Source organism: Marinobacter sp. (assembly GCF_040904845.1).
Classification (GTDB): domain Bacteria; phylum Pseudomonadota; class Gammaproteobacteria; order Pseudomonadales; family Oleiphilaceae; genus Marinobacter.
Genome location: NZ_JBBDSR010000029.1, coordinates 24,808 through 47,352 on the forward strand (window position 1 = coordinate 24,808; position 22,545 = coordinate 47,352).

General features: G+C 56.8%; 16 protein-coding genes, 4 tRNA genes and 1 pseudogene. 15 read left to right on the forward strand and 6 right to left on the reverse strand.

What is annotated here, in order from left to right:
- Nucleotides 1–20: 20 nt before the first annotated feature.
- Complete coding sequence (folD, locus tag WD429_RS03100) at nucleotides 21–878, reverse strand: bifunctional methylenetetrahydrofolate dehydrogenase/methenyltetrahydrofolate cyclohydrolase FolD (protein WP_368420714.1); 858 nt, start codon at nucleotides 876–878, stop codon at nucleotides 21–23.
- A 234-nt stretch (nucleotides 879–1,112) separates the two neighbouring features.
- Between folD and WD429_RS03105 the strand changes: the two genes are divergently transcribed.
- The 10 genes from WD429_RS03105 to WD429_RS03150 all read left to right on the forward strand — a co-directional run bounded on the left by WD429_RS03105 (nucleotide 1,113) and on the right by WD429_RS03150 (nucleotide 10,488).
- Nucleotides 1,113–1,189 (forward strand) — tRNA-Pro (locus WD429_RS03105).
- A 32-nt stretch (nucleotides 1,190–1,221) separates the two neighbouring features.
- Nucleotides 1,222–1,298, forward strand: a tRNA-Arg gene (locus WD429_RS03110).
- Between the two features lie 90 nt (nucleotides 1,299–1,388).
- A tRNA-His gene (locus tag WD429_RS03115) sits at nucleotides 1,389–1,464 on the forward strand.
- An 80-nt stretch (nucleotides 1,465–1,544) separates the two neighbouring features.
- Nucleotides 1,545–1,629: transfer RNA gene (locus tag WD429_RS03120), tRNA-Leu, on the forward strand.
- A 244-nt stretch (nucleotides 1,630–1,873) separates the two neighbouring features.
- Nucleotides 1,874–3,181, forward strand: a complete 1,308-nt coding sequence (tig, locus tag WD429_RS03125) for a trigger factor (protein WP_368420715.1) — start codon at nucleotides 1,874–1,876, stop codon at nucleotides 3,179–3,181.
- A 167-nt stretch (nucleotides 3,182–3,348) separates the two neighbouring features.
- Nucleotides 3,349–3,984, forward strand: a complete 636-nt coding sequence (gene clpP / locus WD429_RS03130) for an ATP-dependent Clp endopeptidase proteolytic subunit ClpP (protein WP_368420716.1) — start codon at nucleotides 3,349–3,351, stop codon at nucleotides 3,982–3,984.
- A 76-nt stretch (nucleotides 3,985–4,060) separates the two neighbouring features.
- Nucleotides 4,061–5,344, forward strand: coding sequence for an ATP-dependent Clp protease ATP-binding subunit ClpX (gene clpX, locus WD429_RS03135; protein WP_368420717.1), 1,284 nt, complete (start codon nucleotides 4,061–4,063; stop codon nucleotides 5,342–5,344).
- A gap of 165 nt (nucleotides 5,345–5,509) precedes the next feature.
- Nucleotides 5,510–7,927 (forward strand): endopeptidase La, encoded by a 2,418-nt coding sequence (gene lon, locus WD429_RS03140; RefSeq protein WP_368420718.1) that lies wholly within the window; start codon nucleotides 5,510–5,512, stop codon nucleotides 7,925–7,927.
- A 238-nt stretch (nucleotides 7,928–8,165) separates the two neighbouring features.
- Nucleotides 8,166–8,438 (forward strand): HU family DNA-binding protein, encoded by a 273-nt coding sequence (locus WD429_RS03145; RefSeq protein WP_012135993.1) that lies wholly within the window; start codon nucleotides 8,166–8,168, stop codon nucleotides 8,436–8,438.
- Between the two features lie 196 nt (nucleotides 8,439–8,634).
- Entirely contained in the window at nucleotides 8,635–10,488 is a 1,854-nt protein-coding gene (locus tag WD429_RS03150) for a SurA N-terminal domain-containing protein (protein ID WP_368420719.1), read from the forward strand.
- Between the two features lie 76 nt (nucleotides 10,489–10,564).
- Here WD429_RS03150 and WD429_RS03155 read toward each other — a convergent pair whose 3' ends face one another.
- Nucleotides 10,565–11,437 (reverse strand): MurR/RpiR family transcriptional regulator, encoded by an 873-nt coding sequence (locus tag WD429_RS03155; RefSeq protein WP_368420720.1) that lies wholly within the window; start codon nucleotides 11,435–11,437, stop codon nucleotides 10,565–10,567.
- Nucleotides 11,438–11,643: 206 nt separating this feature from the next.
- Here WD429_RS03155 and zwf point away from each other — a divergent pair, with 206 nt between their 5' ends.
- The 3 genes from zwf to eda are packed head-to-tail and all read left to right on the forward strand — an operon-like array spanning nucleotide 11,644 to nucleotide 14,503.
- On the forward strand, nucleotides 11,644–13,119 hold the full coding sequence (gene zwf, locus WD429_RS03160; protein ID WP_368420721.1) for a glucose-6-phosphate dehydrogenase: 1,476 nt from the start codon (nucleotides 11,644–11,646) through the stop codon (nucleotides 13,117–13,119).
- On the forward strand, nucleotides 13,106–13,825 hold the full coding sequence (pgl, locus tag WD429_RS03165) for a 6-phosphogluconolactonase (protein WP_368420722.1): 720 nt from the start codon (nucleotides 13,106–13,108) through the stop codon (nucleotides 13,823–13,825). Before zwf ends, pgl begins: the two co-directional genes overlap by 14 nt.
- Before the next feature lie 30 nt (nucleotides 13,826–13,855).
- On the forward strand, nucleotides 13,856–14,503 hold the full coding sequence (eda, locus tag WD429_RS03170) for a bifunctional 4-hydroxy-2-oxoglutarate aldolase/2-dehydro-3-deoxy-phosphogluconate aldolase (RefSeq protein WP_368420723.1): 648 nt from the start codon (nucleotides 13,856–13,858) through the stop codon (nucleotides 14,501–14,503).
- Nucleotides 14,504–14,545: 42 nt separating this feature from the next.
- On the opposite strand, the gene pyk is transcribed toward eda, so the two are convergent.
- Nucleotides 14,546–15,994, reverse strand: a complete 1,449-nt coding sequence (gene pyk / locus WD429_RS03175; protein ID WP_368420724.1) for a pyruvate kinase — start codon at nucleotides 15,992–15,994, stop codon at nucleotides 14,546–14,548.
- A 148-nt stretch (nucleotides 15,995–16,142) separates the two neighbouring features.
- Between pyk and edd the strand changes: the two genes are divergently transcribed.
- The gene (edd, locus tag WD429_RS03180; protein WP_368420725.1) at nucleotides 16,143–17,963 is read left to right on the forward strand and encodes a phosphogluconate dehydratase; all 1,821 of its coding nucleotides are present in this window, start codon (nucleotides 16,143–16,145) and stop codon (nucleotides 17,961–17,963) included.
- Between the two features lie 40 nt (nucleotides 17,964–18,003).
- Entirely contained in the window at nucleotides 18,004–18,603 is a 600-nt protein-coding gene (locus WD429_RS03185) for a uracil-DNA glycosylase family protein (RefSeq protein WP_368420726.1), read from the forward strand.
- Here the strand turns inward: WD429_RS03185 and glpD are convergent.
- From glpD to WD429_RS03200, 3 genes and pseudogenes are all read right to left on the reverse strand, one after another.
- Nucleotides 18,557–20,083, reverse strand: coding sequence for a glycerol-3-phosphate dehydrogenase (glpD, locus tag WD429_RS03190; protein ID WP_368420727.1), 1,527 nt, complete (start codon nucleotides 20,081–20,083; stop codon nucleotides 18,557–18,559). The genes WD429_RS03185 and glpD overlap by 47 nt on opposite strands.
- A gap of 133 nt (nucleotides 20,084–20,216) precedes the next feature.
- Nucleotides 20,217–21,431, reverse strand: coding sequence for a substrate-binding protein (locus WD429_RS03195; protein ID WP_368420729.1), 1,215 nt, complete (start codon nucleotides 21,429–21,431; stop codon nucleotides 20,217–20,219).
- 220 nt (nucleotides 21,432–21,651) lie between these two features.
- A pseudogene (locus tag WD429_RS03200) lies at nucleotides 21,652–22,545 on the reverse strand (sodium:solute symporter); the annotation flags it as partial.

Below are 22,545 nucleotides of genomic sequence, written 5' to 3' on the forward strand. Positions count from 1 at the left end.
TTTTTGTTAGCGCGTCTGCATTACTCCTTATGCAACACGTTCGCCGCATATAAGGTGTTCTCCAGCAGTGTGGCAATGGTCATTGGCCCCACGCCGCCGGGCACTGGCGTGATGTAGGCCGCTCGCTCGGCTGCCGCTTCAAACTCAACATCGCCCCGCAATTTACCGTCTTCCATGCGGTTGATTCCCACATCAATGACCGTCGCCCCCGGTTTCACCCACTCGCCTTTAACCAGCCCCGGCTTGCCGACGGCCGCGACAAGAATGTCCGCCTCGCCGACGAATTTTTCGAGGTTTGGTGTGAAGCGGTGACACACCGTGGTGGTAGCACCTTTGAGTAGCAGTTCCATGCTCATGGGCCGGCCAACAATGTTGGAAGCGCCCACGATCACCGCATGCTGCCCTTTATAGGGCGTGCCGACGCTGTCCAGCAGGGTGATCACCCCTGCGGGGGTGCAGGGTCGCAAGGCTGGCTTGCGCTGCATCAGACGGCCAATGTTGTAAGGGTGGAAACCGTCGACGTCCTTGTCCGCACGAATCTTGATGAGCAGCGGGTCGGCATCCAGGTGCGGGGGCAGGGGGAGCTGAACCAGAATGCCATCGACGGTGGGGTTCTGGTTCAACTCGTCGATCAGGTCCTCCAGAGCCTCCTGAGAGGTGTCTGCCGGCAGATCGTAGGACAGCGACAGTATGCCGGCTTCGTCGCAGGCTTTGCGCTTGTTGCCCACGTACACACGGGATGCGGCGTCAGTTCCTACCAGAACCACAGCGAGTCCGGGTGGGCGTAGGCCTTTCTGGGTGCGTGCTGCCACACCGGTGGCTACTTGCTGGCGTACCTTGGCGGCAATGTCTTTTCCGTTGATTAGTGTAGCGCTCATGTTTCTGTCTTGTCGGTTGGGCATCGATAAATGAAGGGCAGGCATTGTCTCATGCTTCCGTCTTAACTCCAATTGGCGGGAGCTCGGGCGGCGTTTTGGAGGAACCATTTCATCCGCGGAAGGTCATCTTGTTGGTGGCTTATTTCATCAAATTCCAAATCTGTGTTGACGGCGGGGGTCGGTGTCGATAATATGCGCGCCAACTTTGCTGAGGCACTTGTTGTTCAGTTCAAACGGGGTATAGCGCAGTCTGGTAGCGCGCCTGCTTTGGGAGCAGGATGTCGGGAGTTCGAATCTCTCTACCCCGACCATTTTCTGGATATTCAGGTGGGCGAACGGTCAAGCGCCCGTAGCTCAGCTGGATAGAGCACCCGCCTTCTAAGCGGGTGGCCGCAGGTTCGAGTCCTGCCGGGCGCGCCACTAAACCGTTGGCCTGGTCCGCACCGGACTCGCCGAACCAGCAAAGTTGATGCAATACAGAGTGCGTGCTGAAAGGCATGTCCTGATGTGGTGGACGTAGCTCAGTTGGTAGAGCTCAGGATTGTGACTCCTGCGGTCGAGGGTTCGAACCCCTTCGTCCACCCCACTTTTCTCTAAGGTTTTATTTCCGCGTTTGATGAATTTCCTGGTGACAATCGGTTCATTGGTGGTTCTTCATTCTGTTGTGCGCGAGTGGCGGAACTGGTAGACGCGCTGGATTTAGGTTCCAGTGGGGCAACCCGTGAGAGTTCGAGTCTCTCCTCGCGCACCATCTTTTCCCCTTTCTTTTTCATATTTCGGCCCCATCTCCAACTTGGTTCTCCTGTTTTTTGGATAATTTACTCGCAGTATTGCGGCTCGTGGTAAAGAGCTCATGTCGGGTGATTCTCTCGGTGGGGTAAACCGTGATAAACTACGTGCTTTTAAATTTCGGTCCTTCTTGGGGTGCACTCTCTGCGAGGGGCTTTTAGGTTTTATTTCATCCACATACTGAACCTGTAATTTGAGGATCTTCCATGCAAGTGTCTGTTGAAACGACCTCCAACATCGAGCGTCGCATGACGATTGGTGTGCCCGCCCAGGAAATTGACCAGGCGGTCCAGAAGCGCCTGCAGGAAACAGCCCGCACTGTGCGCCTGAACGGCTTCCGTCCGGGTAAAGTACCCATGAGCGTGGTCAAGCGTCGTTTCGGTGCCAGCGTTCGCCAGGAGATCGTCGGCGAGGCGATGCGCGATAACTACATCAAGGCGCTGCAGGAGCAGGACGTTAACCCGGCGGGCTGGCCAAAGCTTGAGCCAACCGTGATGGAAGAAGGCAAAGACCTTGAGTTCGTTGCTATCTTCGAGGTTCTGCCGGAAATTGAACTCGGCGATCTGAGCAAGATTTCAGTGGAAAAGCTGACCTCTGACATCGCGGAGAAGGATATCGATAACATGATCGATAACCTGCGTCGTCAGCAGGCCACCATGAAAGAAGTGAAGCGCAAGTCCAAGAACAAGGACATTGTGACCATCGATTTCAAAGGCTCGATTGACGGTGAAGAGTTTGAGGGTGGCTCTGCTGAAGGGCATCGCCTGACCCTGGGTTCCGGCCAGATGATTCCGGGTTTCGAGAAGGGCATCGTTGGCGGTAAAACCGGTGAAGAGCTGGAAATCGACGTGACCTTCCCCGAGGACTACCAGAACGAAGATCTGGCGGGTAAGGAAGCGAAGTTCGGCATCACCATTCATAAAGTCGAAGAGCCGCAACTGCCCGAGCTGAACCCCGAGTTCTTCAAAAACTTTGGCATTGAAGCCGAGGACGAAGCCACATTCCGTGAGGAAGTGAAGAAGAACATGGAGCGCGAGCTCAAACAGGCGGTGTCCAACAAGGTCAAGAACGACGTCGTCGAAGGCCTGCTGGAAACCACAGAGCTGGATGTTCCGGCTGCTCTGGTGGATCAGGAGATTGACCGTCTGCGTCAGGACGCGGTTCAGCGTTTTGGTGGTCAGGTTGATTTCCAGCAGCTGCCCAAGGAAATCTTCGAAGAGCAGGCCCAGCGTCGTGTGAAGACCGGTCTGCTGTTCCAGGAAGTGGTCAAAAAGAACGATCTGAAAGCGGATCAGGCGAAAGTTGACGAAAAGATCCAGGAGATCGCGTCAACGTATGAACAGCCAGAAGAGGTGGTTGCCCATTTCAATAGCAACCCCGAGCAGAAGTCGCAGATCGAATCTTCTGTGCTGGAAGATCAGGTCGTGGATTACGTGCTCGAACAGGCCAGCGTCAAGGAAAAGCAGGTTAAGTACGAAGAGGCCGTGCAGGCTGGCCAACCCCAGCAGCGCTGATGTCTTGGGGGCCGTTTTTGGTCCCTCTGGCCGAAAAGGGAAAACAGCCGGCATGTCCGGCTGTTTTCATCTTGATCCGGTACTGGCAGAGTACAGGGTGTTGAAGACACTGATAACGCCGTGGCCAATCGCCACGACCCATTGTCCAGAAGGAGTTCAGGCACATCATGACGCAGAAACCTATTGATGGACCCGCAATGGTAACCAGTTCCGGTCTGGTTCCGATCGTTATTGAGCAAACCGCTCGCGGTGAGCGTTCTTTTGATATTTACTCCCGGTTGCTCAAAGAGCGGGTAATCTTCCTGGTAGGTCCGGTTGAGGACCACATGGCGAACCTGATTGTGGCGCAGCTGCTGTTTCTGGAGTCCGAGAATCCGGACAAGGACATCCATCTGTATATCAACAGCCCAGGTGGGTCCGTGAGTGCCGGTATGTCCATCTATGACACCATGCAGTTTATCAAGCCCGACGTGGCCACGCTGTGCGTGGGGCAGGCAGCCAGCATGGGGGCGTTCCTGCTGGCTGGCGGTGCTGAAGGTAAGCGCGCCTGTCTGCCGAACTCCCGGATCATGATCCATCAGCCGCTGGGGGGTTATCAGGGGCAGGCATCGGATATTGAAATCCACACTCGCGAGATTCTGAAGATTCGTCACACACTGAACTCCATACTTTCGCACCACACTGGGCAGGACCTTGACACAGTCGCCAAGGACACCGACCGGGACAATTTCATGGACCCTCAACAGGCGAAAGACTATGGCCTGGTTGATTCTATACTTGATAAGCGCGTACCGAATAAATAATACTGAAGGTAGGCTCATAATCCTTGGCCGGTGCATTAGCCAGTAGCGCCGGCAAACCAAGATCAGAGGTATTTCAATGGCAGATGAAAGAAACGGCAAGAGCGACGATAACGGCAAGTTGCTCTACTGCTCGTTTTGTGGAAAGAGCCAGCATGAAGTCCGAAAGCTCATTGCAGGGCCCTCGGTGTTCATCTGCGACGAGTGCGTCGACCTGTGCAACGATATTATCCGTGAAGAAATTCAGGAGAATGCACAGGAAGAGGCCAGTGACCGCCTTCCGACGCCTGCTGAAATTCGCGATACGCTCAACGAGTACGTGATCGGCCAGGATCGAGCCAAAGTTGTGCTCTCCGTTGCGGTGTACAACCACTATAAGCGCCTGCGCTATGGTGAGGGTAAAGCCGAGGTCGAGTTGGGTAAGAGCAACATTCTGCTGATTGGCCCGACCGGCAGCGGTAAGACGCTGCTCGCCGAAACCCTGGCCCGGATGCTGAACGTGCCGTTCACGATTGCCGATGCGACCACGCTGACAGAAGCCGGTTATGTGGGCGAAGATGTGGAAAACATCATCCAGAAACTGCTTCAGAAGTGCGATTATGATGTCGATAAAGCCCAGCGTGGCATTGTCTACATTGATGAAATCGACAAGATTTCTCGGAAATCGGACAACCCGTCGATCACTCGGGACGTATCCGGTGAGGGTGTGCAGCAGGCTCTGTTGAAGTTGATCGAGGGCACAGTTGCGTCGGTGCCGCCGCAAGGTGGCCGCAAGCACCCTCAGCAGGAGTTCCTGCAAGTGGACACAGCCAACATGCTGTTCATCTGCGGTGGTGCCTTTGCCGGGCTGGACAAGGTGATACAGGCTCGCTCGGAACGCAGTAGCATTGGTTTCTCGGCCTCGGTGAAAAGCCCGGACGACACCAAGAACACCGGCGACATCATCAAGGATGTCGAGACTGAAGATCTGGTGAAGTATGGCTTGATTCCCGAATTCGTCGGGCGCTTGCCGGTGGTTGCGACACTGACCGAGCTGGACGAAGAAGCGCTGGTGGAGATCCTGACCGAGCCCAAGAACGCGCTGACCAAACAGTACCAGAAGCTGTTCGATATGGAAGGTGTGGAGCTGGATTTCCGTGAAGAGGCGCTGAGGGCCGTCGCTCGCAAGGCCATGGTGCGCAAAACCGGTGCCCGGGGTCTGCGGTCGATCATGGAGGCCACTCTGCTGGATACCATGTACCAGATCCCTTCAGAACACGATGTCACCAAGGTGGTCATCGATGAAAGCGTGATCAGCGGCGATTCAGAACCGTTCAAGATCTACGCAAGCAGTGACCACGCCAAGGCAGTCCCCGAGGACTGATCCGTTCTTGCGGTTGCGTGACATAAAAAAGGGCGGAAACGCCCTTTTTTATTGTTGCGTAACCTGTCTTTCCCCGCCTGTTTCATTTGGTAAAAAGATTGCAATTTCCACTGTCGCCCCAATCATGGGTGATATGCTGAAAGAAACATCGTCAGAGGATTCCTTATGACCCGGATACCTGAAGAGTCTGTGCACGAATACCCGCTGTTGCCCCTGCGTGATGTGGTGGTGTTCCCGCACATGGTCGTTCCACTGTTCGTGGGGCGCGAGAAATCCATCCAGGCCCTGGAAGCCGCCATGGAGGGTAACAAGGAAATTCTGTTGGTCGCTCAGCGGGATGCCTCGACGGACGAGCCTGGTCCAAAGGACGTGTTTGATATGGGCACGTTGGCAACGGTGCTGCAAATGCTCCGCTTGCCCGACGGCACCGTGAAAGTTCTGGTGGAGGGTAACGCCCGCGCCACCATCAGCGACATCGGCGAAGACGAGTATCTGTCGGGCAATGCGGTCATGATGGATGAAGAGAGTTTGCCGGATCGGGAAGAAGATGTTCTGGTCAAAACGCTGATGGACGAGTTTGAAAAATACGTCAAGCTGTCTAAAAAGGTGCCCTCGGAGGTGTCTAACGCGCTGACCGGTATTACCGAGCTGGAGCGTCTGGCGGACACTATGGCCGCCCATCTGGAAATGCGCATTCCGGAAAAGCAGGAGCTGCTCGAAGCGCTGGACCTGCGTATGCGTGTTGATCTTCTCCTGGGCAAGCTCGATGGCGAAATCGATCTGATTGAGGTGGAAAAGCGCATCCGTGGCCGCGTGAAGAAACAGATGGAGCGCAGCCAGCGAGAGTATTACCTGAACGAACAAATGAAGGCTATCCAGAAAGAAATGGGTAACCTGGGCGAGGGCAATAACGACTTTGAAGAGCTGGAACAGAAGCTTGAAGAAGCGGGGCTGCCTGAAGAGGCGCTCAAAAAGACCGAAGCGGAACTGAACAAGCTGAAGATGATGTCGCCGATGTCCGCAGAGGCAACGGTGGTTCGCGGATACATTGACTGGATGCTGGCGGTGCCCTGGAAAAAGCGCAGCCGGGTCCGTCACGACATCGAGAAAGCCCGCGAAATCCTCGATAAGGACCATTACGGTCTGGATGAGGTCAAGAAGCGCATTCTGGAGTATCTGGCGGTCCAGAGCCGGGTGAAGAAGGTGAAAGGCCCTGTGCTTTGCCTGGTAGGGCCTCCCGGGGTCGGTAAAACATCGCTGGGGCAGTCCATCGCCCGTGCGACCAATCGCAAATACACCCGTATGGCCCTTGGCGGCGTGCGTGACGAGGCGGAAATCCGCGGTCACCGCAAGACCTACATTGGAGCCCTGCCGGGCAAGTTGTTGCAAAAGCTTTCAAAGGTGGGGGTAAAAAACCCGCTGTTCCTCTTCGACGAGATCGACAAGATGGGCATGGACCATCGCGGCGATCCCGCGTCGGCGCTGCTGGAAGTGCTGGACCCGGAGCAGAATCACACCTTTAACGACCACTACCTGGAAGTGGACTACGACCTTTCGGATGTCATGTTTGTGTGTACGTCCAACTCCATGGACATGCCATCGGCGTTGCTGGATCGCATGGAGATTATCCGTATCCCAGGCTACACCGAGGATGAAAAGGTCAACATCGCCTTGCGATATCTGCTGCAGAAGCAGATCAAGGCCAACGGCCTGCGTAAGGATGAGTTGAGCCTGCCGGAAGAGACCCTGCGGGACCTGATCCGCTACTACACCCGCGAGGCCGGCGTACGTGGCCTGGAGCGCGAGATTGCCAAGATCTGCCGTAAGGTGGTCCGTCAGCACGTAGAAAGCGGCGACAAGGTCTCTGTGACCCTCACACCGGACATGCTGGAGGATTACTCAGGGGTCAGGAAGTTCAAATACGGACTGGCTGAGGAGAACAATCAGATCGGCCAGGTGACCGGTTTGGCCTGGACTCAGGTCGGCGGTGAACTACTGACCATTGAGTGCGCACTGACCACCGGTAAAGGGCGCGTGGTGAAAACCGGGTCCCTGGGTGATGTCATGCAGGAGTCGATCCAGACGGCGCTCACGGTTGTCCGTAGTCGCGCACCGGGGCTGGGGATTTCCGATGATTTCCATGAAAAACACGATCTGCACGTTCACGTTCCGGAAGGTGCAACGCCAAAAGATGGTCCAAGTGCCGGTGTTGGCATGTGCACCGCGCTGGTGTCGGCACTGACGAAAATTCCCGTTCGTGCGGACGTGGCGATGACCGGTGAAATCACGTTGCGTGGTCGGGTGTTGCCCATTGGCGGCTTGAAGGAAAAGCTGCTGGCGGCTCATCGGGGCGGCATCAAAACGGTGATTATTCCGGATGAAAATGTTCGTGATCTCAAGGAGATACCGGACAACATCAAGGCGTCACTGGACATTGTGCCGGCGAAGTGGATCGACGAAGTACTCGACGTTGCGCTGGCGTATTCGCCAGAACCACGGACGGCGGATTCGTCACCGGAAACCGGTTCGGGTAAGCCTCGTGACGACGATTCCGACACCGCTGAACGCATAAATACACATTAAACCCTTGATGAGTTGTTGACATGCCAGAGAGCCCATTGGTATAACTGTTTCGCCGTGAAGCAGCCAATACCAAGGGCTCCCGCGCAGTAAGTGCCTATTCCGAACACCGGTTAACAACCGAAAGGAATAAAAAAACTGAAGAATGGAATTCTCTGACCGCTTATGCGATAGTCGAGAACGTCCGAGAAAAAATAATCCAACCTATAACATCTTCAACCTGAAATCGAAGGGGTTTAGTGTGAACAAGTCCGAACTTATCGATGCAATTGCAGAGTCCGCAGATATTTCCAAAGCCGCCGCTGGCCGTGCTTTGGACGCAATGACCAACTCCATCACCGGTGCCCTGAAAAAAGGCGATCAGGTTACTCTGATCGGTTTTGGCACTTTCTCCGTTAAAGAGCGTGCCGCTCGTACTGGTCGTAACCCGCAGACTGGTGCCGAGATCAAGATTCCGGCCTCCAAAGTGCCTGGGTTCAAGGCAGGTAAGGCCCTGAAAGACTCCGTTAAGTAAACGGTTCTTTCTAAGGTGGCACCGGTCATGCGGGTGCTGCCGGAGCGGTTGGCCCGGGGTCAGCTCCGAAGCCAGCCAGCTCCAGATGAATTCAAGGCGCATTCCGGTAAGGGTGCGCCTTTTTACGTTAGGCGTCTGAATATAGTCACCGCACCAAAAGTATACGCTCGTTTTACATCAGGGATTCGGGAGAACCATGCTTCAAGATATTCGGGACAATGCCCAGGGCACCATTGCCAAAGTCATTATCGGTCTGTTGATCGTTTCACTCTCCATCTGGGGTATGGATGCCATCGTTGGTGGTTTTTCCGGGGAGCCTGAAGTGGCAACCGTTAACGGTGAGGACATCACCGAGCGGGAATTTCTCCGGGTGGTTCAGATGGAGGGGCAGCGCAGGCTGTCTGAGATGGAGGATCCCGATCCTTCCATGCTCAATGAGGATGAGATCCGGAGTGACGTACTCGAATCGCTGATTCAGGAGCAGGTGCTAATCCAGGATGCGAATAATCAGGGCCTGGAGTTGTCCGGTGAGGACATCGATTCCCTCATTACGCAAATGCCACAGTTCCAGGTCGACGGAACGTTCAACCGTGACCGCTTCGTGGCGACGGTTCGAAACATGGGTATGGGTGTGGGCGAATTCCGCGAAGCCATGCGCAAACAGTATGTGGTTAACCAGATTCGCGCCGGGATTGCCCAGAGCGGGGTTGTAACGGATGAAAACGTCGCCCAATTACTGCGCATCCAGAATCAGACCCGGGATTTTCGGGTGCTGACGTTGGCCGCCGACGATATCCGCAATGGCGTCGAAGTGACTGACGCGGAGATTAAAACCTACTACCAGAACAATCTGGAAGAATATCGCCTGCCTGAGCGGGTGGATGCGGAATACATCGCGTTGTCTCTTGAGGCTCTGGCGGAAACCGTTGAGGTCAGTGACCAAGACCTCAAGGCTTACTACGACGAGCGAGCCTCTGAGCTGGCGGCGGAGGAGCGCAGGGCGGCGCATATCCTGATTGAAGACGGTGACGACGCGTCCGCAACCATGGACACCATTCAGCAGCGCCTGGACGACGGTGAAGCGTTTGCCAACCTGGCCGAAGAGTTCTCGGCCGATTCCATGTCGGCCGCTGAGGGCGGTGATCTCGGGTTCGCAGAGCGCGGGGTATACGACGAAGCCTTTGACGAGGCGCTGTTTAACCTCGATGGCGGCCAGGTGTCTGAGCCGGTGACCACCAGTTTCGGTGTTCACCTGATCAAACTGTTGGATGTCCGCAAGGCAGACGTGCCCTCGTTTGAGGAGCTGGAAGATGAGCTGAGGCGCGAGCTTGCAGAGCGTCAGGCGCAGGATCGCTTCGCGGAAGTGCGATCTCAGTTGGCGGATTCGGCCTACGCAGCGGACGATCTGAACGAGCCAGCCGAAGAGTTGGGCCTGGAAATTCGCGAGACCACCGACGTTACCCGTGAGGGCGGTGATGCACCGTTCGATCACGCCGGCCTGGTGCGCCAACTGTTCTCGGGTGATGTCCTTGATGATCGCTTCAACACCGAGCTGATTGATGTGGGCGATAACGTCTCTGTGGTCGCCCGCGTCAAGACTTACCATGAAGCTGAAAAGCGGCCTCTGGAGGAAGTGCAGGGTGATATTCGCACGGTTCTCCTGGCGCAGAAAACCCGTGAGGCCCTCAGTGCGCGCGCCGATTCGCTGATTTCTGAACTGGAGGCCGGTACGGATGTTGAGTCGCTGGGCGTTGGCGAGTGGGCGGAATACACGGAGCAGTCGCGGAATGGCTCCGATATCGGTCGTGAGCTGATCTCCACAGCGTTTTCTCTTGATCGTCCCGAGGAAGGGTCAGCACGCTACGGATACGCGCTGACGGGCGATGGCGTAGCGATCCTCGCGCTGGACCAGGTCAATGAAGGCGACGTGACCGACGGTAGCGGTGAGCTGGCCCAGTTGCGTGGCTTCCTGGCTCAGATGGAAGGTCAGCGCGAGTACGCGGCTTATCAGCAATACCTGAGAGAGCGGGCTGAAATTTCCCGCAACTAAGCCGTGTTCAACAGTTGGAAAGGCACCCCGAGGGGTGCCTTTTTTCGTTTAGCTGTCCCGCCCGGTCTTTCAGGAGCTATTCAGAGGGAAAGCGTGTCGGCCGCAGGCTCTCTTTTATTTTCTTGAGATGACCCTGGAAATCGGCACCGCGCTTGAGGGTGACGCCCGTCGCGAGAATGTCGATGACCGTGAGGTGGATGATTCTCGATGACATGGGCATATAAATTTCGGTGTCTTCCGGCGCAGTGACTTCGATAACGACGGTGCAAACCTCGCCCAGAGGGGAATTCGGGTTTGTAATGCCGATCACCGTTGCGCCGTTGGCTCTGGCGATCTTTGCGATGTCCACGGTTTCCCGTGTTCGTCCGGTGTAGGAAATCATGACAATGACATCACCGGTGGTCGACCCGGCAGCCACCATGCGCTGCATGAGGGCGTCGTCGTAGGACATCACCGGAATATTGAAGCGGAAAAATTTATGTTGTGCGTCGAGCGCCACCGGCGCTGATCCGCCCATGCCAAAGAAGTTGATCTGTTTGGCCTGAATGAGATAGTCAATCGCTGCCGCAAGGGCTTTCGGGTCCAGTGCCTGGCGTGCTTTGTCGAGATTGGCGATCGTGCTGAAGACGATTTTGTCCGCGAATTCGGCCACGCTGTCATCCGGTTCAACATTCTGGCTAATGTACGGGGTGCCGGTAGCAATACTCTGGGCGAGGCGGATCTTGAAATCCGGGAAGCCGGTTGCCGAAAAGCCCCGGCAGAAGCGGTTCACGGTCGGTTCGCTGACATCCGCGGCCCGTGCCAGCGCTGCAATGCTGTAACGGGTTGCTGCACTGGGCTCCCGGAGAATGGCTTCGGCCACCTTGCGCTCGGATTTGTTGAGGTTGTCCAGCCGTGACTGAATCTCATCGATCAGGTTGTCGTCGCGGTTCGCCTGGTTCGCGGCCATGGGGGTCTGCTCCCTGAGTCGTCGGCGTGGGTTGGGAATTTGCAGCGGATTATACCCGGATTTTGTCCGTAACGCGGTAGTAAAAGTGTCATGCTCAGATTTGGTTCTTGGACTGGTCAGAATTTAATGTCACTATTTGTTTAAAGTTACTACATTTCATCTGGGTGTGCATGTGGGTATGTGTGTATGTTGGAGAGAAATCATCAATGATTGACCCGAACCAGACCCGATCTGACGTGATGATGTTTGGTGCGTTGGGGGACTTGGCCCAGCGCAAGCTTTTCCCGGCACTGTATCAGCTTGAACGGTCCGGGTTGCTGGATCAGGGCAGTCGCATATTAGCGATCGCCAGAAATCGGATGGAGACGGCTGAAGCCCGGGCACGGGTGGAGGAAACACTGCGTGAGCACGTCCCTCCTGACGAAATTGATAGTGGTCTGATCACTCATTTCCTGCAGCGTATCGATTACCTGTTTCTGGATTTTACCGACGCCGAATCTTACTCGGCGCTGAATGCGTGGCGGGGCGAAACCAGTAGTCACCAGATTGTATACATGGCAACGCCGCCGGCGATGTATGGGGTGATTGCCCGGAACCTGAAGGGTGTCGGTTGCTGCACAGACAAAACCCGCGTGGTTGTTGAGAAGCCGATAGGCCATGATCTTGCCTCGTCCGTCGTGATAAACGACGAACTCGCTGAAGTCTTCCGCGAGGACCAGCTGTTCCGCATTGATCATTACCTCGGCAAGGAAACCGTGCAAAACCTAATCGCCCTGCGGTTTGCCAACAATTTATTTGCCTCCCAGTGGGATCAGAATCACATCTCCCATGTGGAAATTACCGTTGCGGAAAGTGTCGGGATCGAGGGTCGATGGGGGTACTTTGACAAGGCCGGTCAGATTCGCGACATGATCCAGAACCACCTGCTGCAGTTACTCTGCCTGATCGCGATGGACCCGCCGTCAGACCTGTCCGCAGACAGTATCCGTGACGAAAAAGTGAAAGTGTTGAAGGCGTTGCGCAAAATTACCCCGGAGCTGATGGACAGCCACGTCGTGCGCGGGCAGTACACAGCGGGCACCAGTCTCGGTAAGCCGGTGCCGGGTTACCTGGAAGAGGAGGGGGCCAACAGGGGCAGTGCCACGGAAACGTTTGTCGCTTTGAAGGTGGAAATTGAAAACTGGCGCTGGTCTGGCGTGCCATTTTATATCCGTACCGGAAAACGGCTGCCAGAGAAGCTGTCTCAGATTATTATTCATTTCAAGCCGGCTCCCCACTATATTTTCGACCCCGATCAGAAGCACCTGGCCAACAATAAGCTGATTATCCGGCTGCAGCCGGACGAGGGCATGTCACTGAAAATTCTGACCAAGGATCAGGGGTTGGATAAAGGGATGCGGTTGCGTCAGGGACCGCTTGAGCTGACCTTCTCTGAAACGTTTGACACTGACCGGATACCCGATGCGTATGAACGCCTGCTGTGGGAAGTGATGAAAGGAAAGCAGTACCTGTTCGTGCGTCGCGATGAAGTGGAGCACGCCTGGCAGTGGGTGGATCGGGTGATCCGCAACTGGAAAGATAGCGGCGAGTCGCCCAAGCGCTACGCGGCGGGTACCTGGGGTCCGGTCGCGTCCATCGCGATGATCACTCGGGACGCAAGGAGCTGGTATGAAGATGCCTGACCTTGCGTTTCCCGAGGGTATCGATGTGCGGTTCGGTGAAAACGCGGATCAGGTCGCACTTGAGCTGGCCGATGCGGTAGCGGGGGTGTTGCGTACCCGCATATCGGAAGTTGGGTGCGCCACCCTGGTGGTTTCGGGAGGTTCAACGCCTCTGCCATTTTTTGAGGCCGTATCTGGCAAAAATCTTGATTGGTCGTGTGTCACCGTGCTGCTGGCAGACGAGCGTTGGGTCGACGAAAACGATCCTGCCAGCAACACACGTTTGGTGAAGTCCACCTTGTTGCAACACTACGCAGCTGACGCCCACTTCCTGTCTCTCAAACAACCGGGTGACACGCCGGCGCTCGGGCTGGCTGCTGCAGAGGCAGAGCTTGCAGGGCTGGCCCGTCCATTGGATGTGCTGATTGTTGGCATGGGTAGCGATGGCCACACGGCGTCGTTATTTCCGGATGCCCCTGAATTGCCGGCTGCGATGGACCCTCATTGCCCGGAGGTTGTCTCTGCGATGACGCCGCCTTCCCAGCCACACCAGCGCATTACGCTGACCTGGCCGGTGTTGTGTGACGCCCGTTTTACGGCGTTGCACATTAAGGGAGTGGATAAGCTGGATACGCTGCAACAGGCGCTTCACAGTCCCGATGATGTGCTCGCGATGCCGGTTCGTGGTTTTCTGAAGCCGGGTCTGCAGGTGTTCTGGAGCCCCTGACGGCGTTCGCTTTTTCTTATGGAGAAGACCATGACGCAATTGTCTGAGTTCCATCGTGACCGGGTTCGTGCGGTGTTGAAGGCGTCGCCTATTGTTCCGGTGATTACCATCGACGACCTTGATGACGCAGTGCCTCTGTGCCAGGCATTGGTGGTTGGAGGCCTGAAGGTGTTAGAGATTACCCTGCGCACCGGGTATGGCATCAAGGCCATTGAGCAGGTCAGAGCTGCAATTCCTCAAGTCTGGGTCGGGGCCGGAACGGTCACCAGTATTGCCCAGTACCGTCAGGTTGAGGCAGCGGGGGCCCAGTTCGTCATTACGCCTGGCGTGACCGAAGCCATGCTGGAGTTTGGCCTGACCTCCGAAGCGCCGCTTCTGCCGGGCATTTCAACCATTTCAGAGATGATGGTGGGGTATAATCTGGGCTATCGGGAGTTTAAATTTTTCCCGGCGGAAGTCGCGGGTGGTATTGCGGCCCTGAGAGCGTTTGGTGGCCCGTTTCCGGATGTGACTTTCTGCCCCACGGGTGGTATCCGCCAACAGACCGCCGGGGACTATCTGGCGCTGCCGAATGTCGGGGCGGTCGGTGGTACCTGGCTGACGCCGGAAGACGTAGTTGCAGGCAAGGATTGGGGCGCAGTTACCACCATTGCCCGCGAAAGCCTGGCGGGCCTTTAAACAAACAGGCTGCTCCACCCATTGGCGAGCAGCCTTGTGCCGTCAGCGAATGTCCTTTCCTACCCGCACGATTTTCATGCTGTTGGTGCCCCCTTGGGCGTTAACGTAATCACCCTTGGTCATCACCACCAGATCACCTTCCTTGACCACACCGTGATTCACCAGCTCCGATACCGCCAGCGCGTTGGTGCGCTCGTTGGGGATTTTCGCGGAGTCGAAAGGGATGGTTTGCACGCCACGAAACAGCGCAACCCGGTGTTGAGTCGAGTGGTGGCGCGAAAAGGCAAAAATGGGCAAGCTGGATTTAATGCGTGACATCAATAAAGGCGTGTCACCGGTTTCGGTCATGCAAATGATGGCGGAGACGCCTTCCAGATGATTGGCGGCGTACATGGCTGACAGCGCAATGGCCTCGTCCACCTTTTCCATACTTTCATTGAGACGGTGCTTGGACTGGTGCATGGATGGGTGCTTCTCAGCGCCCAGGCAAATGCGCACCATGGCCTCGACTGCCTCTTTCGGATAATCGCCGACAGCGGTTTCGGCGGAAAGCATGACCGCGTCGGTGTAGTCCATGACCGCGTTGGCAACGTCCGACACTTCGGCGCGTGTTGGCATTGGGCTGTCGATCATGGACTCCATCATCTGGGTGGCGGTGATCACCACTTTATTCAGCACGCGCGCCCGCTGGATGATGTGTTTCTGCACGCCAACCAGGGCGGCATCGCCAATTTCAACGGCCAGATCACCACGGGCAACCATGACCGCATCCGAAGCTTCAATGACCGCGTCCAGTGCGGCGGTGTCGTGGGCCAGTTCGGCGCGCTCGATTTTGGCAACCAGGCGCGCATTTGAACCGGCATCGTCCAGCAGTTGACGGGCTATGTGCATGTCGTCGGCGGTCCGCACAAAGGACACTGCAACGTAATCCGCACCCAGCCTGGCGGCGGTAACAATGTCTTTGCGGTCTTTGGCGGTCAGTGCGTCGGCGGAAAGGCCGCCCCCACGCTTGTTGAGGCCCTTGTTGTTGGACAGAGGGCCGCCAATCAGCACGGTGGAGTTAATGCTGGAGCTGTCGACGGAGACAACCTCCATCTCGATCCGCCCGTCGTCAAGCACCAGGATGTCGCCGATGCTGACATCGTCAATGAGCTGCTCGTAGTCGATGCCAACCCGGCCTTCGTCACCGTTCTCCTTGTCCATGGTGGCGTCCAGTACAAACGATTGACCGGCCTTGACGGTGATTTTATTGTCACGGAAGCGTGCGATGCGGAGCTTCGGTCCCTGGAGGTCTGCCAGCAGTGCCACGAAGCGGCCCTGTGCCGAGGCTGTTTCACGCACCCGTCGAGCCCGCTCGATGTGTTCCTCAGCGCTGCCATGGGAAAAGTTCAGCCGGGTAACGTCCACGCCGGCCGCAATGATGGCAGCCAGTGATTCCTGAGAGTCGGTTGCGGGACCGAGTGTGGCCACAATCTTGGTGCGCCTGAGCATGATTTGGGTGTCCTTGTGGTGAAATACTATGTAGTAAATATATCAATATGGGTGTTACAAATGAATGTCTGACCGTGAATTAGCGGATAAAAGAACGTAAACTTACGTCTAATACGAGTGGCAGTCGGTGATAAAAGGAGAGAGCCAGATGCATGCCGTGGTTGATAGGGTGACACAGCGAATCACTGAGCGCAGTCGTGCCGGTCGTCAGAATTACCTGGAGCGGATGCAGGCGCTGAAGGCTCAATCGCCACACCGAAGCAGCCTGTCCTGTGGCAACCTGGCACACGGTTTTGCTGCGTGCAGCCCGTCAGACAAAGACACCCTCACCTTTATGAACAAGGCCAACGTGGCCATCGTGTCCGCCTATAATGACATGCTCTCGGCCCATCAGCCATATCAGGGTTTTCCGGATATTATTCGTGAAGCCGCCCATGGCATGGGCTCCGTCGCACAGGTTGCCGGCGGCACCCCCGCGATGTGTGATGGTGTAACCCAGGGCCAGCCGGGCATGGAGTTGAGCCTGTTCTCACGGGATGTGATCGCCATGAGCACAGCCGTCGCGCTCAGTCACAATATGTTCGATGCCACGCTGCTGCTCGGTATTTGCGACAAGATTGTGCCGGGCCTGCTGATCGGCTCCCTCAGTTTCGGGTACCTGCCCACGATTCTGGTGCCCGCAGGGCCGATGCCCTCAGGGTTGCCAAACAAGGAAAAGCAACGCATCCGTCAGCTGTACGCCGAAGGAAAAATTGGCAGGGATGAGCTGTTGCAAGCCGAGAGCAAGTCTTACCATAGCCCGGGCACCTGTACGTTTTATGGCACTGCCAACAGCAACCAGTTACTGGTAGAAGTCATGGGGTTGCACTTACCTGGTGCGGCTTTCGTTAATCCGGGAACGCCGTTGCGGGACAATCTGACGCGGGCAGCAACCGAGCAGGTCATCCGTCTGTCGAAACCTCACGGTGGCGAACTCGGCCTCGGTGATATGGTGGATGAGAAAGCCATTGTGAATGCATTGGTGGCGCTGCTGGTGACCGGAGGCTCCACCAATCACACCATCCACTGGATCGCGATTGCCAGGGCTGCGGGCATACTGATTGACTGGAATGATTACGCCGAGCTCTCCTCGGTGGTTCCGTCAATGACTCGGATTTATCCGAACGGCCAGGAGGACATCAACGCGTTTCATCAGGCCGGTGGTACGCCTTTCCTGATCCGTGAGCTGCTTCATGGCGGGTATCTTCACAACGATGTGCAGACAGTGATGGGCCACGGGCTGGAGCAATACACCCGCATGCCGGAAATGGCTAACGACGAACTGGTGTGGTTGCCGGCACCCGGTGAGAGCCGCGCTCCAGACGTTCTCAGCTCTGCGGCCGCGCCTTTCGCGGACAATGGAGGGCTGAAAGTTCTGGACGGCAATCTCGGGCGAGGCGTTATCAAAGTATCGGCTGTTGCTCCTGAGTACAGACAGGTTGAAGCGCCGGCGGTTGTGTTCGATGACCAGAATGAGCTTAAAGGGGCCTTTGAGGCCGGCCACCTGGATCGTGACTGTGTCGTTGTGGTGCGCTTCCAGGGCCCGAAAGCCAATGGTATGCCCGAACTGCACAAGCTGACGCCCTATCTCGGTGTTCTGCAGGATCGCGGCTTCCGGGTCGCCCTGGTGACTGATGGCCGCATGTCGGGTGCTTCCGGTAAAGTGCCGGCGGCCATTCACGTGTACCCGGAAGCTTTGGATGGAGGCCCGCTCGCTCGCATCTGCGACGGCGATGTGGTTCGTCTGGATGCCGAAAAAGGGGAGCTTTCTATCAGCGTGGAAGCGAATGTTCTGAAGGCCCGCAACCCCGCGAACGTTAATCTGGACGGATCCCATCAGGGCTATGGACGGGAGCTTTTTGGCTGGATGCGCCGGGCCGCCAGCAATCCGGAGGAAGGTGCCTGCTTCTTCTGGAACCATAATGCATGACGAAGCCCGTCACCCGTTCTGTGCGTAAAGAGGTAGAGCCATGACTGACTCTTACTCGTCAATGTCCTTTCAGGAGCTTGTTGCGCGAGTCCGGCGTTGCACGTTGTGCGCAGAGCATTTACCGCTTGGTCCTCGCCCTGTGGTACAGCTCAGCGAGTCCTCTCGGGTACTGGTGGTCGGTCAGGCTCCCGGCCGCCGGGTTCACCAATCCGGAGTGCCATTCGATGACCCCAGCGGTGACCGGCTCCGGGACTGGATGGGGATCACCCGCGATACCTTTTACGATGACCGGGAATTGGCCATTCTGCCAATGGGTTTCTGTTATCCCGGTACCGGTAAATCCGGTGACCTGCCGCCACGCCCCGAGTGCGCCCCGACCTGGCGCGAGGTTTTATTGTCCCGCCTGCAGCATGTTGAACTGACGTTGGTGATCGGGCAGTACGCTCACCAATGGCATCTGCCAGGGGCGCGAAAATCGGTGACCGATAATGTGAGGAATTGGCCGTATGTTTGGCCGGCGATGATGCCTCTGCCTCATCCCAGCCCGCGAAACAATCTCTGGCTCAGAAAGAACCCCTGGTTTGAGGAGGAGGTTATTCCGAAACTGCGGTCACGGATTCGCGGCATTCTTCAATCCTGAGACGGACGTAGGAATCCAGTTCCCGCGACTGCGGTTCGGAGGCATGGAGCCCCTGTTTGGTCCGTCGCCAGAGAATGTCTTCAGCGGTCATCGCCCATTCCTTTGAAATCAGGTAATCCACTTCATTCTGGTACAGATTGCCGGTGAAACACCTGCCCAGGTCGCTGAGGGCGTTGGCTGACCCGATCACCTGCCGGGTGAGTGTGCCGTAGGTACGTACGTAACGGCTCAACAGGTCGTCGGTAAGCCACGGCCATCGGGATTTCAGCTCAGTCGATAAGGTGCTGTGGTTGCTGAAATCGCCTCCGGGCAACACGGCGTCCCGAGTCCAGGGGCGGCCGGTGCCGGGGAAGAACTGACACAGTTTTTCGGTGGCGGCTTCGGCGAGCTTGCGATAGGTGGTAATTTTCCCACCGAACACGGAAATGACCGGCGCTTTGTCGGTGTCGGCATCCACCTCAAAGGAATAATCCCGGCTTGCCTTCTGGGCGGGTTGCTGTTCGTCATCCATCAATGGCCTGACGCCGGAATAGGACCAGACCACATCGTCCACCGATAACTGCCGACGGAAGTGATTGTTGACGATATCGAGCAAGTAATGCGTTTCGTCGGCCGATATGGATGCTTTTTGAGGGTCGCCTTCGTACTCGACATCGGTGGTGCCGATCAGCGAAAACTGGTCCTCGTAGGGAATCACAAAAACGATGCGGCCATCCTCGTTCTGCAGAATGTAAGCCTCTGTGCTTTTGTTCAGACGGGGCACAACAATGTGGCTGCCTTTGACCATCCGGATCATTTTCGGCGAAGGCATGGACAGGGATTCACCGAATAACCGACTGACCCATGGACCGGCCGCATTGACGATCGCCTTTGCCGTCACCGTGCGGGTGCTGCTGTCCAGTGTACTGGCCAGGGTGACGGTCCATTTTTGGGGGCCTCGTTCTGCGTTGACGCATTTGGTGCGGGTCAGCACTGTGGCCCCCCGGGTCTGCGCTTCCAAAGCGGTCAACACCACCAGTCGGGCGTCGTCCACCCAGCCGTCTGAATATTCAAACCCTCGGGTAATGTCGGCTTTCAATGGGCCACTGCTGTCAAAGCGGATAGATCGTGAGCTGGGCAAGAGTTCACGTTTGGCCAGGTGGTCGTAGAGAAACAGACCCGTTCGGATCATCCATGCTGGCCGTAAATGCGCCCGGTAGGGTAGCCGGAACCGCATGGGCCACATGATGTGGGGGGAGTTTCGTAGCAGAGATTCGCGCTCGGCCAGCGCTTCCCGCACAAGGCGGAATTCGTAGTGTTCAAGGTAGCGTAAGCCGCCATGAATGAGTTTGCTACTGTTGGAGGAGGTGGCCGAGGCGAGATCGTTCATCTCGCACAACAACACTTTCAGGCCACGACCGGCCGTATCCATGGCGATACCGGTCCCGTTAACGCCCCCTCCGACAACGATCACATCGTAATCTGTATGCTCTGTGCTCATGAGCTGATCGTTCCCTGGCATACCTGTCTGTTGAAGCTAGCGAGTATAACGCTGTTCAACCGGAGGAACGACCTCGGCACGCCATAGGGTGATCATCCGCACATTGATATCGGCCAGCGCGGTCCGTCAGGCATTACAACTGTAGCGGCTTGCCGGCTGCCTGACGTCGCTGCTCCCACTCATCACGTGACTGTACCGCTTCAGCACCGGGCATGGAGTCGATAATACTGAAGTAATCGGCCCCGTATTCGTCAGCAACGATGCTGTTGCGGGGTTTTACCTTGACGACGTAGACGGTCTGAACGTTCTGGTGATCAAAGTTCCGCCACTGCTGCTCGTCTTTCAGGAACGTATAACGGTGACCCTCAAGCGTTTGGATAATGGTGGCGGTATCGGTGGTGCCAGCCCGCTCGACAGCGTCCTTATACTGGTAAACAATGCTGTACGCGGATGCGGCAGCGGTTGACGGGCGCATTTCATAGCGTTTGGAAAACGCTTCGACAAACTGTTTGCCACGGGGGTAGTCGAGCTCATAGGGCGCGTTCCAGACCCAGGGCGAACCACCGACAACGCCTTCCATGATGGTTGGTCCGACCTGACGTGCCATACCCAGTGTCAGGTTGGGCACCACAACCTGCATCTTTTCGGTCAGCCCCATTTCATAAGCAACGTTCAGTGCGCGCACCATGTCGTCGCCGAACAGCACCATCATCAGTACCTTGGCACCGCTGGCCTCGGCATCTTCGAGGGCCTTTCTGAAATCTGTAATCAGGGCTCTCGGAAATGGGGTTTTCACACCTGGGTGTTGCTGGGTGTCTTCGGTGTTGGAAAACTTTCGCACGGATTCCTCGACTGACCAGCCCCAGGTGTAATCCGAGGTGATGTAGAAATAGTCGTCGTCCGGATGATTGGCGTTGAGGTATTTGCTGAGTACTTTCGCGGTCATCCATGCGTTATAAGGTTCCCGGAACATATGGGAGTGGCCGTCTTTGCCGGTGGTCGCGTTGGAGTAAGTCAGGGTACCGAAGTAGATACGGTTCCCTTCTTTAGCGGCGTTGCCCGAGGCAATGGCCACGGCACTGGATACGCCACCAAACAGCATGCTGACGCCTTCGTTTTCGATCAGGTCGGTGGTGTTCTGTGCCCCGCGGGCCGGATCACCAGAGGTGTTGCGAATGACCAGTTCAAGGGGGTCTCCCCTGACACCGCCGGCCTTATTGATCTCATCGACCGCCAGAAATGCACCGAGACGTTGTTGCAGGCCCTGGTCTTTATAGCGGCCGGTTTGTGGGTAGTTCAGCCCGATTTTCAGGGATTCTGCGACGGCCGTGGTGCAGGTAAGGGCCATCAAAGCTGCCGCGAGCAGTTGCCGAATTGTGGTTGTTGTCATTGATGGACGCCCCCTGTAACGCGTCGTGTCCGGGCGCGCGCACCCGTTTTTATTGTTTGTTTTGTGAATATCGTCGGCCAGTTTCAGTAATGTTGGAGGCGGCCACAATCGGACGAAAGTGGAAGTTTCGGTAACAGTTTGTACACCGGGAAGCGTGTTCCCGACCGGGGCGGGTCCGTTAGGACCGTGCTGCTCCCTGGGACCCCCGGACCGACGCCAACAGAATGCTCACGCCGGCTGAACACACCAGCGCGCCAAGGAAGGGCGCGAGGGTGGGAATAGCACCGGGGAAACTGGCCGCGTACAAGCCTGCAGTCAGGGTGCCTCCGGTGTACCACCCTGGCAGCACGGCCCCCATGAGCCCTGCCAGACCGCCGCATACCGCGGCAAACGTCGACATGCGCTTCCATAACCCCAACAGGACCGGGATCACCGCCGTTGCGCACAGCAGGTCGGCAATCAGGAACAACCTGAGCACCGACATGCCCTGCAGTGCAATCAGTACCACCGGAATCATCAGCAGCACCGTGAGCCAGCGCGCCGACGTCAATGACAGGCTGCGTTTCTCGGTAACCGCCAGGGAAGCAAGAGCATTCTGCAGCGTGTCTACCGAGGAGGCGACCAGCGTTAACGCTAACACCAGTGCAGGAATGGTCAGCCAGGCCGGAGCCTCAGCCAGCATGGCAAAGAACGGGATCGGCGGGGAGCCAAGGTCGGTTCCGCTCATGGCGGCGGCAATGCCCAGTGCACCCACTACGGCGACCACGGCAATGGTAATGATGCCGCCAAAGAAGGCTCCCCGCTGCAGCGCCGAGGTGTCCCGCGCGGACCACAGGCGTTGCCAGTAACCCTGGTGGAACAGGTTGGCCGCCGTCACGGCTATAACCAGCGTGAGGGCGACACTCAGGGCGCTGCCGACCGGCACCTGTGGGGTGTGGTCAAAGCTCATTTCAGGTAGCCGGTCTGTTGCTACGGTGCCAACAATGATCAACAGGGCAATCAACAGGAACGCCTGCCACTGATCCGTCACAATGCTGGCGCGCAAGCCACCCCAGGCCGTGTAGATCAAGGT